This window comes from Pseudomonas sp. JDS08PS003, assembly GCF_045013505.1.
Lineage (GTDB): Bacteria > Pseudomonadota > Gammaproteobacteria > Pseudomonadales > Pseudomonadaceae > Aquipseudomonas > Aquipseudomonas protegens_B.
On sequence record NZ_CP120724.1, the window covers coordinates 4343321 to 4360822 of the forward strand.

Genomic DNA, 17502 nt, shown 5'->3' on the forward strand with positions numbered 1-17502 from the left:
GTGCTGTAACCGCTGGACCTTTATCAACACTGACGCTGGACACGACCCTGAACCGGTCGCAAGGCAGGAAGCCCTCATGAGAACACCGCTGATCGCGCCAGGTACCTGGCTGACACGCCCGCTGATTTCACTGTTTCTGCTGCTGGTCATGCTGACCCTGGCCAGCCAGGCCATGGCGGCCGCCCCCGTGATCACCAGCCCGGCCTCCGGCAGCACCTTGCCCACCATTGCGGTGGGCCAGAGCATGAGCATCACCATCACGTCCGTCGGCGGCACCATGCCCCTGGACCGTTGGGTGGAGTGCGATGCCAACGACCCGGACTACGATGGTGTGACCCCCTGCCTGCCGCCGGGCCTGATCCTCAACGCGTCACCCGGCAGCGCCACCACGTTGTTGCACGGCACCCCGACCACCGCCGGCAACTACACCTTCAGCATCACCCTCAATGACGGCCACAACGATGGCGGGGTCGCCACCTACAACCTGCTGGTCACCAGCTCCGCGACTCCGACCCTGACTTCAGTCAACCCAAGCAGCGGCAGCACCGCAGGCGCCACCTCCGTCACCCTCACCGGCACCAACTTTACCGGTGCCACAGCGGTGACCTTTGGCGGAACAGCAGCCAGCAGTTTCACCGTCAACAACGCCACCACCATCACCGCCACCACCCCGGCCCACGCCGCAGGCACGGTGAATGTGGCGGTCACCACGCCGGGCGGTAGCGCGACCCTGACCAATGGTTATACCTATACAGCGGCAGCGCCCACGGTCGGCCCGGTCAGCGCCACGGTGGCGGCCAACAGCAGCGCCAACCCGATCACCCTGAGCCTGAGCGGCGGCGCGGCCACCAGCGTCGCCGTGGCCAGCGCGGCCAGCCACGGCACCGCCACCGCCAGCGGCACCAGCATCACCTACACCCCGACCGCCGGCTTCTCCGGCGCCGACAGTTTTACCTATACCGCCACCAACGCCGGCGGCACCTCCAGCCCAGCCACGGTGACCATTACCGTCAGCGCGCCGACGCTGGCGATAACGCCAACCACTCTGCCCAACGGCACTCAGGGCACGGCCTATAGCCAGACCCTAACCGCCTCCGGCGGTACCGCGCCCTACAGCTTCGCCATCAGCGCCGGCAGCCTGCCGGCCGGCCTCAGCCTGAACACCGGCACCGGCGTGATCAGTGGCACACCGAGTGCCAGTGGCACCTTCAACCTGACCGTCACCGCCACCGACGCCAACAGCGCTACTGGTTCCCGCGCCTACAGCTTGCTGATCAACGGTCTGGCGCCACCCGTGGCCAACGCCGTCAGCGTCATCGTCGCCGCCAACAGCAGTGCCAACCCGATCACCCTCAACATCACCGGTGGCGCGGCCACCAGCGTTGCCGTGGCCAGCGCGGCCAGCCACGGCACCGCCACCGCCAGCGGCACCAGCATCACCTACACCCCGACCGCCGGCTTCTCCGGCGCCGACAGTTTTACCTATACCGCCACCAACGCCGGCGGCACCTCCAGCCCAGCCACGGTGACCATTACCGTCAGCGCGCCGACGCTGGCGATAACGCCGACCACTCTGCCCAACGGCACTCAGGGCACGGCCTATAGCCAGACCCTAACCGCCTCCGGCGGCACCGCGCCCTACAGCTTCGCCATCAGCGCCGGCAGCCTGTCGGCCGGCCTGAGCCTGAACACCGGCACCGGCGTGATCAGTGGCACACCGAGTGCCAGTGGCACCTTCAACCTGACCGTCACCGCCACCGACGCCAACAGCGCCACCGGCTCTCGCGCCTACAGCATCGTGATCAATGGCCTGGCGCCGGTCGCCGGCGCCGTCAGCGCCACGGTCGCCGCCAACAGCAGCGCCAACCCCATCACCCTGAACATCACCGGTGGCGCCGCCACCAGCGTCGCCGTGGCCAGTGCAGCCAGCCATGGCACCGCCACTGCCAGTGGCACCAGCATCAGCTACACCCCGACCGCCGGCTTCTCCGGCGCCGACAGCTTCACCTACACCGCCACCAACGCCAACGGCACCTCCAGCCCAGCCACGGTGACTATTACCGTCAGTGCACCAAGCATCAGCCTGAGCCCCGGCTCCCTGAGCAACGGCACCGTCGGTACGGCCTACAGCGCCAGCATCAGCGCTTCCGGCGGTACTGCGCCCTACAGCTACACGATCACCACCGGCAGCCTGCCGGCCGGCCTGAGCTTGAACACCAGCAGCGGCGCGCTCAGCGGCACGCCGAGCGCCAGCGGCACCTTCAACCTGACCGTCACCGCCACCGACGCCAACAGCGCCAGCGGTTCCCAGGCCTACTCGATCACCGTCGCCGTCCAGACGCCTGTGGCCAACGCCGTCAGCGCTTCGCTAGCGGCCAACAGCAGCGCCAACCCCATCACCCTGAACATCACCGGTGGCGCGGCCACCAGCGTCGCCGTGGCCAGTGCAGCCAGCCATGGCACCGCCACTGCCAGTGGCACCAGCATCAGCTACACCCCGACCGCCGGCTTCTCCGGCGCCGACAGTTTCACCTACACCGCAACCAACGCCAGCGGCACCTCCAGCCCGGCCACGGTGAGCATCACCGTCAGCGCGCCGGTCCTGACGGTGACACCAGCGTCCCTGGGTGCCGGCACGGCGGGCAGCCCCTACAGCGCGACCCTCAGTGTCTCCGGCGGTACCGCGCCCTACAGCTACAGCATCACCAGCGGCAGCCTGCCCGCAGGCCTCAGCCTGAACACCGCCAGCGGTCTGATCAGCGGCACACCGAGCACCAGCGGCACCAGCAACCTGAGCATCACCGCCACCGACGCCAATGGGGCGACGGGCTCACAGGCCTACTCGATCGTGATCGCGAGCGTGGCGATCACCGTACCCGCCTCCAGCCAGGTCCTCGCCGCAGGCCAATCGGCCACCGTCGACCTGACTCAAGGCGCCACCGGCGGCCCGTTCACCCAGGCCACCCTGGGTTCGGTCACACCTGCATCGGCCGGCAGGGCGATGATGATGGGCCCGTTCTCGATGCGTTTCGTGCCCTCGGCCGCCTTCGCCGGCACCGCCATCGTCAGCTTCAGCCTGCAGAACGGCAGCGGTTCCAGCGCCGCGAGCACCGTCAGCTTCATGATCCAGGAGCGCCCGGACCCGACCAAGGACGCCGAAGTCATCGGCCTGCTCAACGCCCAGACCCGGGCCGCGGAACGCTTTGCCAGCACCCAGATGGACAACTTCAACCGGCGTCTGGAGCAACTGCACCAGATCAGTTGCGACCGCAATTCGTTCAACGCCAGCCTGCGCAAGGAAGGTCGCGAAGTGCCGCTGGGCGAGATCGCCAAGACCGTCCAGGACCAACTGGGGGCCTCGGCCAACCAGACCGAGCAGGAAAAACGCGAAGCCGCTGCCGCCCTCAAAGACAATTGCCAACAGGATGCCCTGGCGTTCTGGAGCGACGGCTTCGTCAACGTCGGCTCGACCCATGCACGGGGCGCGCGGGACAACAGTTTCACCACCCTGGGCCTGAGCGCCGGGGTCGACTATCGCCTGTCGCCGACCGCCATTGCCGGTGTCGGTTTCGGCTACGGCAACGACCGCAGTGACATCGGCAAAAACCACACCCGCAGTGATGCAGACGCCATCGGTATCGCCACCTACCTGAGCCTGAACCTGGCCCCGCAGGTGTATGTCGACGGCCTGCTGGGCTACAACCGCATCAGCTTCGACTCACGCCGCTACATCACTGGCAGTGCCGATGACTATGCCCGTGGCTCGCGGGATGCCGATCAGTTGTTCGCCTCCTTGACCGCCAGCTACGAGTACCGCCAGGGCCCGCTGTCGCTGACCCCTTACAGCCGCCTGAATGCCAGCACCACGCGCATGGACGCCTACCGTGAAAGTGGCGGCGGCATTTACGCTTTGTCCTACGACGAGCAGCGCCAGCAGAACTTCACCTCCTACCTCGGCGTGCGCTCGGGCTACGACCTGATGACCCGCATCGGTGTGGTCACGCCCAAGGTCGGCCTGGCCTGGGGCCACAACTTCAGTAGCAGCAGCGACTACAAGATGCGCTACACCGACCAGGGCGACGAAGGCACGCTGTACCGGCTCAAGCCCGATGCCCTGGACAGCGATTTCGCCAGTCTGGACATGGGCGTCGACTTCAACCTCGGACGCGCCTGGCAACTGGGGCTCTCGTACAAGACCGCCCTGGGCTCGGACGAACGCAACGACACCTTCCGCCTAGGTTTCAACGGCAAGTTCTGAACCCTGGCCACAGATTAGTGGCCCAGGGCTGAACCCCACAGATGGAAGTCGCTCCCCCTGAGCCGTGGCAACAACACAACACCCCGCCAGCGTCGGACGCTGGCGGGGTGTGGTGTTTTAACAGCGCCGACAAGCGCTCGATCCAGCGCCAGCCCTCAGGCCGTTGGCAACTGCCCGGTCTCTATTTCCTGCGCCGTGCGTTCCACGGCGCGGCGGGTCTTGTCGATCAGCTCATCAATGTCGCCACGGCTGGCCACCAGAGCCGGAGCCATGATCATGCGCCCGAAGGTCGAGCGAATGATCACGCCCTCTTCAAAGCCCAGGGTGCGACAGCGCCAGGCGATGTCGTTCTCGTTGGCAAAGCGTTTGCGCGTGGCCTTGTCCTCGGCGAACTGCAGGGCCGCCACCAGTCCGGTGCCCTGGATCTCGCCGATCAACGGATGGTTGCCGAACACTTCACGCAGGCATTGCTGCAGATAGGGACCGGTGTCGCTCTTGACCTGGGTCACCACGCCCTCATCGCGCAGGGCCTTGAGGTTGGCGATGGCCACGGCGGCCGCCACCGGGTGCCCGGAATAGGTCAGGCCGTGGGCGAACACCCCGCCCTGCTCCACCAGCACCTGGGCGATGCGCTTGCTCAGCACCAGGCCGCCCATGGGGATGTAGCCCGAGGTCAGGCCCTTGGCGATGGACAGGGTATCGGGCTCGAAACCGAAGTGCTGGTGAGCGAACCACTCCCCGGTACGGCCGAAACCACCGATCACCTCGTCGGCACACAGCAGCACGTCGTACTGGCGGCAGATGCGCTGGATCTCGGGCCAGTAACTGTCCGGCGGGAAGATCATGCCGCCCGCGCCCTGGAACGGTTCGGCGATGAAACCGGCAACGTTCTCGGCCCCCAGTTCGAGGATCTTCTCCTCCAGCTGGCGGGCGCAGCGCAGGCCGAACTCGGCGGGTGTCAGGTTGCCTTCATGGGCGAACCAGTAAGGCTCGTCGATATGCGCCACGTCCGGGATCAACCCGCCCATGTCGTGCATGAACTTCATCCCGCCCAGGGCGGTGGCCGCCAGGGTCGAGCCGTGGTAGCCGTTCCAGCGGCCGATCATCACCTTCTTCTGCGGCTGGCCGAGGATCTGCCAGTAACGGCGCACGCTGCGGATCAGCACCTCGTTGGCCTCGGAACCGGAGTTGGTGTAGATGGCGTGGCTGTAGTGCCCCGGCAGCAGGCTGAACAGCAACTCCGACAGCTCCACCACCGCCGGGTGGGTGGTGTGGAAGAACATGTTGTAGTACGGCAGCTGTTCCAGCTGGGCGGTGGCGGCGGCCGCCAGGTCCTTGCGGCCGTAGCCCAGGTTGGTGCACCACAGGCCGGACATGCCGTCCAGGTAGCGCTTGCCGTCGTTGTCCCACAGGTGCAGGCCCTGGCCACGGACGATGACCCGCGGGCCTTCGGCATTCAGCGCCTTCTGGTCGAGAAAGGCATGGATATGGTGGGCGGCGTCCAGGGCCTGGTAGTCCTGGGTACTGCGTTGCGGGGCGTTGTCTGGCTGAGGGTTGGAAGCACTCATGGTCATTCTCCTGCACGGCAAGTGGATTCAAGGGAAGGGGTTGCAGCGGGACCCGGGTCAAGGGGCAACAGCGGCTCGGGAACAAACAGTGGCTTGCGCATCACCCATTTGATCCAGACCACGGCGATCACCGAGATCACCCCGAGCACCACCCCGGCGCTGCCGAAGATCCGCGCAGTCATCTGCGGCGACGGCGAAACGTGATAGATCGCAAACAGCATGCCGACGATGCCCAGCACCTGGGGCCAGGGGTAGAACGGCGAGCGGAACGGCCGTGGCGCCTCGGGATAGCGACGCCGCAGGGCGATCACGTCGATGTGCACAATGATGTAGGCCAGCAGCCAGGCCAGGGCCGCGGCCAATAGCAGCAGGCTGATGGAATCCGGGTCCTGGCCCAGCAGCAGGATCGGCAGGCCCGTGAGGGCGGCAATGAACAGCACCGCCACCCAGGGCGTACGGGTGCGCGGACTCAGGCGCTTGAACTGGGGAAAGGCCTGGCCGTTCTGCGCCATGCCGTAAAGCATGCGCGGCAGCGCCGCCAGGGACGAATTGACCGTGCTGCAGGTCGCGGTGATCACCGCGCCCACCAGGAACAGCTTGCCGGCCTCACCGAACACCGAGGTGGCGAAGAGGAAATGCGGCAGCGGGTGGCTCGCCAGTTGCTCCCGGGGAATGCACAGCAGTGCGCCGAGGCAGTACAGAGTGATCACCAGGAAAATAATGCTCAGGCCAATGATCATCGAACGCGGGATATTGCGTTCCGGGTTGCGGGTTTCCTCCACCAGCGGGCAGACGAATTCGGCACCGACAAAGCCCCAGATGGCCATCGCCGCCAACGCCAGCGCCCCCACTTCCATGGGGTTCCAGCCCTGATCCAGCGGCAGTTGCAGATCCGCTTGCGCGCTGCCGATGGCGCCCAGGCCCAGGGTCAGCAGAATCACCACCATCACCACCGCCAGTACCGTCTGCAGCTTGGCGAAGACATCGATGCCCAGCAGGTTGAGCAAGGTGAAGGTGCCCAGTACGCCATAGGCCACCAGCATCGGCGGCAGCGCGCCGGGGTAGACCTTACCGATGATCAGGTCCAGGAGCAGCAGCTCGGCGGACAGGGCGAACATCGCCACCACCATGTAGCCGGAGAAGGTGGCGAGGATCGCCGGGAAGTGCCCGATGGCCACTTCGGTGTAGCTGCTCAAGCTGCCGGCCCGAGGCACCATCAGCGCCAATTCGGAAAAGGACAGCGCGTAGGTCAGGGCCATCAGATACGCCAGCAGCAGAGGCATGAAGAAGCCCAGTCCGGCCATCCCCGCCCCTTGCAGCATCAGCACCATCACCCCCTGGGACACCACCAGGCCGACGGCCACCGAGACCAGCGAACCCAGGCCCAGGACCCGGCGCAAACCGCCGCGTTGCAGGGGGCTTGCAGCCCCGAGGGAGACACTTGCAGTCATGGCACACACTCCGTTTTTTATTGTTGTGGGCCTGCCGCCGGAGCGGCAGGCAAAGACGCGCTCTGACGGCGCGGCACTGGACCCGGCGAGCGGGTCGCAAGGCATGGCTCAGCGCAACTGGAACCAGGTGGTTTTCAGTTGGGTGTACTTGTCGAAGGCATGCAGCGACAGGTCGCGGCCAAACCCCGATTGCCGGCCGCCGCCAAAGGGCACGGTGACGTCCAGGGCGTCCACGGTGTTCACCGACACCGTGCCGGCCCGCAGTTGCCGGGCCACCCGGTGGGCACGGTTGAGGTCATCGCTCCACAGCGACGCAGCCAGGCCATAGACACTGTCGTTGGCCAGCGCAACAGCCTGCTCCTCCTGGTCAAAGGGGGTCACCGCCAGCACCGGGCCAAACAGCTCCTCGCGGAACAGGGTCATCTGGCGATCCACGCCAGTGAAAATGGTCGGCTCGATGTAGTTGTCGCTGCCATCGATGATCAACTGCCGGCCGCCACACGCCAGCTCGGCACCCTGCTCCCGGGCGCCCTTGATGAAGCCCATGACACTGGCGGTCTGGCGGGCGTCGACCATGGCCCCGGCACGGCTGGCCGGATCCAGGGGATTGCCCGGCCGCCAGTCCCGAGCCTTGGCCTGCAAGCGCTCGACGAACTCGTCATGAATGCTGCGTTCCACCAGCAGCCGCGAGTTGGCCGAACACACCTCGCCCTGGTTGAAGAAGATGCCAAAGGCGGCCTTCTCGGCGGCCAGGTCCAGGTCCTGGCAGTCGGCGAACACCAGATTCGGGCTTTTGCCGCCACATTCCAGCCAGACCTGCTTGAGGTTGGATTGGGCCGAATACTGCATGAAGTACTTGCCCACTTCGGTGGAGCCGGTGAACACCAGGCAATCCACGTCCGGGTGCAGGCCCAGGGCGCGGCCGGCCTCGGCACCCAAGCCCGGCACCACGTTGAGCACCCCTTCCGGCAACCCGGCCTCCAGGGCCAGTTCGGCCAGGCGCAGTGCCGAGAACGGCGACTGCTCGGCGGGCTTGAGCACCACTGAGTTGCCCACCGCCAGGGCCGGTGCCAGCTTCCAGGCAGCCATGTCCAGGGGGAAGTTCCAGGGCACCACGGCGCCGATCACCCCCAAGGCTTCACGGCTGATACTGGCGTGGCTGTTACGGGCGCCGGGGGCCACCTGATCGTAGAGCTTGTCGACGCTTTCGGCGTACCAGGCGAAGACATTGGCGGCGCCGGGCACATCCATGTTCCAGGCATCCATCACCGGCTTGCCCATGTTCAGGGATTCCAGCAGGGCCAGTTCCTCGCGATGGGCAAGCATCAGCTCGGCCAGGCGCAGCAGCACCTTCTTGCGTTCCACCGGGGCCATGCGCGCCCAGGGCCCCTGATCGAAGGCCCGGCGCGCGGCAGCCACCGCCAGGTCCACCTCGGCTGCGCCACAGGCGCTGACCCGGGCCAAAAGTTGATTGGTGGCGGGGTTGATGGCGTCGAACGTGGCGCCGGACTGGGCGGACAACCGTTGGCCGCCGATCAGCGCCTGGTCAATGAATGTTTGCCGGGCAGCTCGCTGCTGCCAGTAACCGAGATCGAACACGCTGCACTCCCTCGTCGACCGTTGTAACGGCCTGGTTGTTATGTAGGTAGGGAGGATGGTGCGTCACCGCGAGCGAGAGGAAAAATACTAAAAATATGCTCCGGCACCATGAAAAAGCTCTGTAGCCAAGGCCCTGGCCCGGGCGCGCAAACGCCAACGCCCAGGCCATCCGGGAGGTGGCCTGGGGGCGTAAAACAGCACCCGTCAACCGCCGGACAGGGTCAGGCGGGACGCTCCAGCCAGTCCCCCAGGCGCAGCAGCATGGCGTCACAGGCGTGCAACTGCTCAAGGCTGATGAACTCGTCCGGCTTGTGGCCCTGGTCCATGCTGCCCGGGCCGCAGACCACCGTAGGGATGCCGGCCTGATGAAACAGCCCGCCTTCGGTGCCGAACGCCACAGTGCCGAACGCCCGCGACCCGCTGAGCAGCGCCAGCAGTTCGGCGGCCTCGCTGTCGGCGGCGGTGGCCAGCCCCGGGTAGGCGCTCAAGGGTTGCAGGGCGATCCCGGTGTCGGCCTGTACCGCCTGCATCTGCGGCAGCAATTGGTCTTGGGCATAACGCTGCAGTTCATCCACCACGGCCTGGGCATCGAACTGCGGCAGGGTGCGCACCTCGAAATCGAACTCGCAGTCCGCCGGCACTATGTTCAGTGCCCGGCCGCCCTTGATGGTGCCGGTCTGCACCGTGGAGAACGGCGGATCGAAGCGCGGATCGTGGTGTTCGGGACGGGCCAGTTGGCTGCCGATCTCCCCCAGCTTGCCGATCAGCCGCGCCGCATACTCGATGGCATTGACCCCGTACGGCGCATAGGCGGAATGACAGGCCGCGCCACGCACCTGGCAACGCATGGCCAGCTTGCCCTTGTGGCCCAGCACCGGGCGCAGTTCGGTGGGCTCGCCGATCAGACACAGCAACGGCTTGTGCGGCCGCTGCTGCAATCGTTCGAGCATCGGCCGTACGCCCAGGCAGCCCACCTCCTCGTCATAGGAGAAGGCCAGGTGGATCGGCATGCGCAGCTCTCGCCGGACCAAGCCCGGCACCGCCGCCAGCACCGAGGCGATAAAGCCCTTCATGTCGGCGGTGCCACGGCCATACAGACGCCCTTCCCGCTCGCTCAAGACAAACGGCTCGACGCTCCAGGCCTGGCCATCCACGGGCACCACGTCGGTGTGCCCGGACAACACCACACCGCTACGATCGCTGGGGCCGATGCTGGCAAACAGGTTGGCCTTGGTGCGCTGCGGGTTGTAGATCAGTTCGCTGTCCACCCCATGGCCCGCCAGGTAGTCGCGGATAAAACCGATCAGCTCCAGGTTGGAGTCGCGGCTGACCGTGGCAAAACCCACCAGCCGCGCCAACAGCTCGCGGCTCGAATGCTCACTCATTGCCCGGTACTCCATAACTGGGGGCCGCCGTGGGGTCCAGGGCCCGGGTCAGGTAGTCCTGCATCTGCGGGCGATAGGCCTGCCACAGGCCCGCGAGCTGGCAAATGGGATCTACATCGGCCCAGTCCACCCGCAGGTCGACGATGGGCCAGGTCAGGTCGTCCACCACGCTCAGCGCCGCCGAATGCACCGGCCCCGCCTCGCCCCCCGCCGCCATCGCCGCCTGCATGGCCGCCAGCAGGCGCTCCACCAGCATGCCCGGGGTGTTTTCAAAGGCCTGGACCATGGCCTCGATCACCTCGGGCCGCGCCAGCAGGTTGCCGGCAGCCACGCACTGCTCCCCCGCCACCGCGTTGTGCAGGCCCAGGGCTTGCTGGCCACTGAACAGCGCCGTGCGCCCCTGGCCGTCGATCACCGTGACCTGGCGGTACTGGCTCCAGCCGTTGCGCCCCAGGGCCTGATCGAGGGCGGCGCCGGGCTCAAGTTTCTGATGCTCCAGCAGGTCGAGGATCTGCGGCCCCAGGGCCGGCAGGGTCACGTTCTGGGTCGCCACCGCCCCCACTCCGGCCCGCAGCCAGGGGCAGCGGGCGCCGACGGCAATGCTCGACGAACTGATAGCGATGCCCAACTGGCCGGTTTCGGCGCAACGACCAACGATGGAAAAAGTCATGGGAACTCCTTGGCCCACTGGGCCCGCATGGACGCTCGACGCGGCGCCGCTGGAAACAACCGCACAGGGGTCACTCGGGAATCACCGCGATCACGTCGATCTCCATCAGCCACTGCGGCTGGCCGAGGGCCGAGACCACCAGGCCGGTGGAAATCGGGAACACGCCCTTGAGCCACTTGCCCACCTCCTGATACACCGGCTCGCGGTAACGCGGGTCGGTGAGGTAGGTGGTGGTCTTGACGATATGGGACAGGTCGCTGCCGGCTTCTTCCAGCAGTTGCTTGACGTTTTTCATCGCCTGCTCGGCCTGGGCCCGCGGGTCGCCGAGGCCCACCAGCCGACCGTCGAAATCGGTGCCGACCTGACCGCGCACGTACACCGTGTTGCCGGCGCGCACCGCCTGGCACAGGTCGTTGTCCAGGGACTGGTTGGGGTAAGTGTCCTTGGTATTGAACATGCGAATACGGGTATGAGTAGGCATCAGTGGGCTCCCACGCTGTCGAGGTTGTGGACCGGCGTCTCCGGCTGCGCGCAGGTCTGCGCCGAAGTCTGCCGGGCTTGGCTGTAGGCAAGGTATTTACGCTGGGTGGCGATGTGATCGGCGACGTGCTTGGCGTCGTGCCAGACGCCCCAGATAAAGGAGGAGCCCCGGCGCGACAGCCAGGGCAGGCCAAGGAAATAGATTCCTGGTTCGCGGGACACACCGCGCTGATGCAAGGGCTTGCCCTGTTCGCTGAAGGTATCCACCTGCAGCCAGGAAAAGTCCACGGCATAGCCGGTAGCCCAGATGATCGAGGTAACCCCCGCCGCCAGCAGATCCAGTTCCAGGATCGGCTGCTTTACGCACTGCGGATCCGGGACACGCTGCCGAGCCTCGGGTTCCGGCGGCAGGTCGAGGCCGTTGCGGGCGATATAGGCATCGGCCGCGTCCAGCAGCGCCAGGTAGTTCTCGTCGCCACGGGCCAGGTTGTCCACCAGGTCCGCCTGGAAGGTCACGCGCTCACCGTCGAAGGCCTGGGTCAGACCCACCAGGGTGATGCCTTGATGGGCCAGGGCGCGGAAGTCGATGGTCTGGCCTCCGCGGGCACCACTGACGGCAATGGTCACGTGCTCCCGGCCCGGCTTGGCAATCTCCGCGTCCCATTCCCCCAGCACTCCGAGCCACCAGCAGAAATCCCGGCCGCGATAGGAGCGCGGTGGACGGTCATGGGCACCCACCGACAGGTAGACCTGGCGCCCCGCGCGCTGCAGCTCATCGGCGATCTGCACGCCGGAAGAGCCCGCCCCCACCACCAGCACCGCCCCCGCGGGCAGTTGCTGCGGATTGCGGTACGCGGCGGAATGGATCTGCTCGACCCGTGCATTCTTGGGCGCGATCGGCGGAATCACCGGGCGCTGGAAAGGTCCGGTGGCGGCCACCACGCGATTGGCCTGGATCACCCCCTCGGAAGTCTCGACGGTGAAGCCCGGACGTCCGACATTGCGCTGCACCTTGCGCACGTCCACGCCGGTGCGGATCGGCGCATTGAACTGGCGGGCATAGGCCTCGAAGTAGTCCGCCACCTGATCCTTGGCCGGGAAGGCATCGGCAGGGATATCGAATTCCAGCCCCGGAAAGCGGTCATGCCAGGCCGGCCCATTGGCCACCAGCGAGTCCCAGCGCCCGGTGCGCCAGGCCTCGGCGACCCGGCTGCGCTCCAGCACCAGATGGGGCACCCCCAGCTTGCTCAGATGTTCGCTCATGGCCACGCCGGCCTGGCCTGCGCCGACCACCAGGGTATCGACTTGTATTTGTTCTACGGTCATGTCTGTGTCCTTCTGCGAGACGAGGGGCGCCAGCGCGAGCGCTGGGCGCCTTGTTCAGAACCCGGGTGTGAGTCGGATGCAGCAGATGGTGCGACAGACGTCGGCGAAGGAAAATGACTAAAAATGTGCTCCCTGGATAAGAAAAAACGAGGCAGCGCCAAGGCCTGCAGCCCAGGGTTGCCGAGGGCCGGACTGTAGTCGGAGGACATCCGGGCGCAAGCCAATGGCGATCAGACTGATCGGCAGGGCCTTTCAGATGATTACCCGGCGAAAATGCATTTCCGAGCTTTCGATCTGCAGGCACTGAAGGCACAATGCGTACCTTTTTGGCTGGCCCTGCCGGAGACCCTGAAATGATCAAGACGCCGTACTACCTCATCGACAAGCAGAAGCTTTTGAGCAACATGCAGAAGATCGCCTACGTGCGCGAGCAGTCCGGCGCCAAGGCCCTGCTGGCCCTCAAGTGTTTCGCCACCTGGTCGGTGTTCGATCTGATGCAGCAGTACATGGACGGCACCACCTCCTCGTCGCTGTACGAGCTCAAGCTCGGCCGGCAGAAGTTCGCAGGCGAGACCCATGCCTACAGCGTGGCCTGGGCCGATGACGAGATCGAGGACATGCTCGCCAACTGCGACAAGATCATCTTCAACTCCATCAGCCAGCTGCAGCGCTTTGCCGAAGCCTCCAGTGGCAAGGTCCGCGGTCTGCGGGTCAACCCTCAGGTGAGCAGCTCGGACTACCTGCTGGCCGATCCGGCGCGGCCCTTCAGCCGCCTGGGCGAATGGGACCCGGCCAAGATCGAGCAAGTCATCGAGCAGATCTCGGGCTTCATGTTCCACAACAACTGCGAGAACGGCGACTTCGGCCTGTTCGACCAGATGTTGACCACCATCGAAGAGCGCTTCGGCCACCTGCTGCACAAGGTGGAGTGGGTCAGCCTCGGCGGCGGCATTCACTTCACCGGCGAGGACTACGCCCTGGACGCCTTCTGCGCGCGCCTCAAGGCCTTCTCCCAGAAGTACGGCGTGCAGGTCTACCTGGAGCCGGGCGAAGCCGCCATCACCCAGAGCGCGTCCCTGGAAGTGACCGTGCTCGACACCCTGTACAACGGCAAACACCTGGCGGTGGTGGACAGTTCCATCGAAGCGCACATGCTCGATCTGCTGATCTATCGCCTGAACGCCAAGCTGTCACCAAGCTCGGGTGAACATACCTACATGGTGTGCGGCAAATCCTGCCTGGCCGGGGACATCTTCGGCGAATACCAATTTGATCGTCCGCTGGCCATCGGCGATCGACTGTCGTTCATCGACGCAGCGGGTTACACCATGGTCAAGAAAAACTGGTTCAACGGTCTGAAAATGCCGTCCATTGTCGTGAAGCAGCTCGATGGCAGCATCGAAGTGGTTCGCGAGTTTGGTTTCGAAGACTACCTGTCCAGCCTTTCCTGAGCGGACAGTAACGAGGAGACGTAAATAAATTGAAGAAGAATGTTCTTATCATTGGTGCAGGAGGTGTCGCCAAGGTGGTGGCCCACAAGTGCGCGCAGCACAACGACGAACTCGGTCGTATTGCTATCGCGTCGCGCAACATCTCCAAATGCCAGGCCATCATCGACAGCGTCAAGGCCAAGGGCAGCCTCAAACAGCCCGCTGAAATAAACGCCTTCGCCCTCAACGCGCTGGACATCGAAGCGACCAAGGCGCTGATCCGCGAGACGCAATCGCAGATCGTCATCAACGTCGGTTCCGCCTTCCTCAACATGTCGGTGCTGCGTGCCTGCATCGATACCGGTGTGGCCTACCTGGACACCGCGATTCACGAAGAGCCGGGCAAGATCTGCGAGACCCCACCCTGGTACGGCAACTACGAGTGGAAGCACCTCGAGGAATGCCAGGAGAAGAAGGTCACCGCCATTCTCGGCGTGGGCTTCGATCCGGGCGTGGTCAACGCCTATGCCGCCCTGGCCAAGCAAGAACATTTCGACCGCATTGATTCCATCGACATCCTCGACGTCAATGCCGGTTCCCATGGCAAATATTTCGCCACCAATTTCGACCCGGAAATCAACTTCCGCGAATTCACCGGACAGGTGTGGAGCTGGCAGGACAGCCAGTGGACCAGCAACACCATGTTCGAAGTCAAGCGTACCGATGACCTGCCCGTGGTGGGCTCGCAGAACCTGTACCTGACCGGTCACGACGAAGTGCACTCGCTGTCGAAGAACCTCGACGTGCCCAACGTGCGCTTCTGGATGAGCTTCGGCGAACACTACATCAATGTGTTTACCGTGCTGCGCAACCTCGGCCTGCTCTCCGAGCAACCGGTCAAGACCGCCGAAGGTCTGGAAGTGGTGCCGTTGAAAGTGGTCAAGGCCGTACTGCCTGACCCGGCCTCCCTGGCCCCGGGCTACACCGGCAAGACCTGCATCGGTGACCTGGTCAAGGGCACCAAGGATGGCCAGCCTCGCGAAGTCTTCATCTACAACGTGGCTGACCACGAAGAAGCCTACGCCGAGACCGACAGCCAGGGCATTTCCTACACCGCCGGCGTACCGCCAGTGGCTGCCGCCCTGCTGGTCGCCCGTGGCGAGTGGGACGTGCAGCGCATGGTCAACGTCGAGGAGCTGGCGGCCAAGCCGTTCCTCAAGGCGCTGGACGTGATGGGCCTGCCGACCCGCATCAAGGACGAGCATGGCGACCGTCCTTGGGACGCTGCCATCTGATCCTGCCTCACCCACAGGGGGCGCCCACCCAGGCGCCCCCTGTTCCTCGCTCTGCAACATCTTTCGTTTGTGCGCCGCTTTTGCAGTTCTGTGCGACAGATCCCACATCCGGGACTCCCGCCGCCCTCCTTCGTAGTGTTAGCTTGGGAACGTTTCTGTCTGAACCATCAGACAGTTCCTACTCACCGCCTGCAAAGGAATGCCCTCAACAATGGATTTCTCTCTCAAGCACCTGGCTGCGGCCACCCTGATGCTCGCCAGCCTGTCCGCGTTCTCCAGCGCCGCCCAGGCCAATATCACCCCGCAACAGAGCGCGGCCATCCTCAAGTCCTTCAGTGATGCCTCGGTCAGCGACTTCCGTCAGTTCCTCGGCAGCCTGGCCAAGAGCGAAGCGGGCAAGGACGCCAACCTGGGCCCGGCCATTGGCGCCTTTCTCGACAACAAGAGCCTGTCCGCCGAACAGCAGAACGAGATCCATCGCCTGCTGGGCCTCTACGCCCGGGTGAAGTACGGCAAGGCCGCCACCGAAACCCTGCGTGAACTGGTGGCCATTCCCACCTTCAACATCGACGGTGTGCCGCAGTACAAGAACCCCGAGTTTCTCAAGATCGCCGAGAAGATCCAGGGCCTGGCCAAGGCCTTCAACCTGAATTTTCGCAACATCGACAACCGGGTCTACGAGATTTCCCTGGAAGGCACCGGCGACGAAGTGGTCGGCATCCACGCCCACGCCGACGTGGTGCCGGTAACCCCGGAAAACTGGGTCCTGGAAGACGGCACCCGCCTCGACCCGTTCAAGGTCACCCTGATCGGCGACCGCATGTATGGCCGCGGCACCGAGGACGACAAGAACGGCATCGTGGTAACGCTCTACGCCATGAAGATCATCAAGGAAGAGCAGCTGCCCCTGGCCCGGAACTTCAAACTGCTGGTGGACACCACCGAGGAAACCAGCGGCGACGCCATCCCCTACTACTTCGAACGCAATCCGACGCCCAACTACAACCTGGCGCTGGATGGCGGCTACCCGGTGGTGATCGCCGAGAAAGGCTACGGCACGGTGATGGCGACCTTTGCCCGGCGTGCCGCCGAGGGCAAGGGCGCGGAAATTACCGGGCTGACCGGTGGCCTGGCCACCAACCAGATTCCTTCCACCTCGGTGGCCACCCTCAAGACCGACACACCCGCCGAACTGGTGGCCAGCCTGCAGCAAGCCGGTGCCGCCTATGCCAAGGCCAACGGCGGCAACTTCCAAGTGGCCGCCAAGGTGGTGGGCAAGGAGGTGCAGTTGACCGTCACCGGCGTGTCCGCCCACTCCTCCGAACCCGAGTCCGGGGTCAACCCGGTGGCGCGGATGCTGGACTTCATCCACAGCCTCGACGGCAAGGTCGCCCTCAAGCACAACGCGTTCACCGACGGTGCCCGCTACGCCGCCGACAACTGGGGCCTGGACTACCTGGGGAACAAGCTGGGCATCGGTTTCGCCGACGCTTTCATGGGCCCGCTGACCACCTCCCCGACCTTCGTCGGCGTGGATGACAAGGCCTTCAAGCTGGCGGTCAACCTGCGGGTGCCCAAGGGCAAGACCCCGGACGTGCTGAAGGCTGAAATCACCGACAAGCTGGCGGCCTGGAGCAAGAAGACCCAGGTGGCGGTGAAGCTCGACACCTCCATCGCCGCGCCGATGTACCGCAACCCCGAAGGCGAATGGGTCAAGGCCTTGCTGGCGGTGGCCAGCGAGAACCTGGGCATGGAACACAAGTTCGGCACCTCCGCCGGTGCCACCTCGGTGCATGAACTGCCCAACGGCGTGCAATTCGGCCTGGCGCGGCCCGAAGTCAAGTACACCGGCCACACCGACAACGAGTTCAAGACCGTGGAGCAGTTCCTCCTGGACTTGCAGATCGTCACCGAAATGGTCGGGCGTATCGGGCAACTGCCCAAGCTCTGACGCTACTGTCGGACCCGCCGCAATGGCGGGTCCGATGGCCTTGTTCCGGTTGATTGCCCAGCGCCTTCTACACCTCCCTTCCTATAGCC

General features: G+C 65.2%; 11 protein-coding genes. 4 read left to right on the plus strand and 7 right to left on the minus strand.

The genetic code is table 11. The features are described 5' to 3' along the window. The first annotated feature begins 76 nt into the window (after window positions 1–76). A complete protein-coding gene (locus P7C00_RS19355; protein ID WP_404937127.1) occupies window positions 77–4258 on the plus strand; it encodes a putative Ig domain-containing protein in 4182 nt (1393 codons plus the stop codon). Between the two features lie 155 nt (window positions 4259–4413). On the opposite strand, the gene P7C00_RS19360 is transcribed toward P7C00_RS19355, so the two are convergent. The 7 genes from P7C00_RS19360 to P7C00_RS19390 form a co-directional block, all read right to left on the minus strand. Next, window positions 4414–5826 carry an aspartate aminotransferase family protein gene (locus P7C00_RS19360; RefSeq protein WP_346636433.1) on the minus strand — a complete coding sequence of 471 codons (1413 nt, stop codon included), beginning with the start codon at window positions 5824–5826 and terminating at the stop codon, window positions 4414–4416. Between the two features lie 2 nt (window positions 5827–5828). Further along, on the minus strand, window positions 5829–7277 hold the full coding sequence (locus tag P7C00_RS19365; protein WP_404937128.1) for an APC family permease: 1449 nt from the start codon (window positions 7275–7277) through the stop codon (window positions 5829–5831). A 108-nt stretch (window positions 7278–7385) separates the two neighbouring features. Continuing rightward, window positions 7386–8876, minus strand: coding sequence for an aldehyde dehydrogenase (locus tag P7C00_RS19370; RefSeq protein ID WP_346636435.1), 1491 nt, complete (start codon window positions 8874–8876; stop codon window positions 7386–7388). A gap of 221 nt (window positions 8877–9097) precedes the next feature. Continuing rightward, window positions 9098–10261, minus strand: coding sequence for an acetylornithine deacetylase (gene argE, locus P7C00_RS19375; RefSeq protein ID WP_404937129.1), 1164 nt, complete (start codon window positions 10259–10261; stop codon window positions 9098–9100). Beyond that, complete coding sequence (locus P7C00_RS19380; RefSeq protein ID WP_404937130.1) at window positions 10254–10931, minus strand: DUF1028 domain-containing protein; 678 nt, start codon at window positions 10929–10931, stop codon at window positions 10254–10256. The genes argE and P7C00_RS19380 overlap by 8 nt, the downstream gene beginning before the upstream one ends. A 70-nt stretch (window positions 10932–11001) precedes the next feature. After that, the gene (locus tag P7C00_RS19385; RefSeq protein WP_011061806.1) at window positions 11002–11412 is read right to left on the minus strand and encodes a RidA family protein; all 411 of its coding nucleotides are present in this window, start codon (window positions 11410–11412) and stop codon (window positions 11002–11004) included. Continuing rightward, window positions 11412–12737, minus strand: coding sequence for an NAD(P)/FAD-dependent oxidoreductase (locus P7C00_RS19390; RefSeq protein ID WP_346636438.1), 1326 nt, complete (start codon window positions 12735–12737; stop codon window positions 11412–11414). Before P7C00_RS19390 ends, P7C00_RS19385 begins: the two co-directional genes overlap by 1 nt. 353 nt (window positions 12738–13090) lie before the next feature. Here P7C00_RS19390 and P7C00_RS19395 point away from each other — a divergent pair, with 353 nt between their 5' ends. From P7C00_RS19395 to P7C00_RS19405, 3 genes are all read left to right on the plus strand, one after another. After that, a complete protein-coding gene (locus tag P7C00_RS19395; protein ID WP_346636439.1) occupies window positions 13091–14188 on the plus strand; it encodes a carboxynorspermidine decarboxylase in 1098 nt (365 codons plus the stop codon). A 29-nt stretch (window positions 14189–14217) separates the two neighbouring features. Then, window positions 14218–15462, plus strand: a complete 1245-nt coding sequence (locus tag P7C00_RS19400) for a saccharopine dehydrogenase family protein (RefSeq protein ID WP_346636440.1) — start codon at window positions 14218–14220, stop codon at window positions 15460–15462. A gap of 211 nt (window positions 15463–15673) precedes the next feature. Then, window positions 15674–17413 (plus strand): dipeptidase, encoded by a 1740-nt coding sequence (locus P7C00_RS19405; protein ID WP_404937131.1) that lies wholly within the window; start codon window positions 15674–15676, stop codon window positions 17411–17413. Window positions 17414–17502: the final 89 nt, after the last annotated feature.

Bases quoted from the DNA above. Each gene is read 5' to 3' on its own strand.
- P7C00_RS19355 (WP_404937127.1), top strand. From the start codon at position 77: ATGAGAACACCGCTGATCGCGCCAGGTACCTGGCTGACACGCCCGCTG.
- P7C00_RS19360 (WP_346636433.1), bottom strand. From the start codon at position 5,826: ATGAGTGCTTCCAACCCTCAGCCAGACAACGCCCCGCAACGCAGTACC.
- P7C00_RS19365 (WP_404937128.1), bottom strand. From the start codon at position 7,277: ATGACTGCAAGTGTCTCCCTCGGGGCTGCAAGCCCCCTGCAACGCGGC.
- argE (WP_404937129.1), bottom strand. From the start codon at position 10,261: ATGAGTGAGCATTCGAGCCGCGAGCTGTTGGCGCGGCTGGTGGGTTTT.
- P7C00_RS19380 (WP_404937130.1), bottom strand. From the start codon at position 10,931: ATGACTTTTTCCATCGTTGGTCGTTGCGCCGAAACCGGCCAGTTGGGC.
- P7C00_RS19385 (WP_011061806.1), bottom strand. From the start codon at position 11,412: ATGCCTACTCATACCCGTATTCGCATGTTCAATACCAAGGACACTTAC.
- P7C00_RS19390 (WP_346636438.1), bottom strand. From the start codon at position 12,737: ATGACCGTAGAACAAATACAAGTCGATACCCTGGTGGTCGGCGCAGGC.
- P7C00_RS19395 (WP_346636439.1), top strand. From the start codon at position 13,091: ATGATCAAGACGCCGTACTACCTCATCGACAAGCAGAAGCTTTTGAGC.
- P7C00_RS19405 (WP_404937131.1), top strand. From the start codon at position 15,674: ATGGATTTCTCTCTCAAGCACCTGGCTGCGGCCACCCTGATGCTCGCC.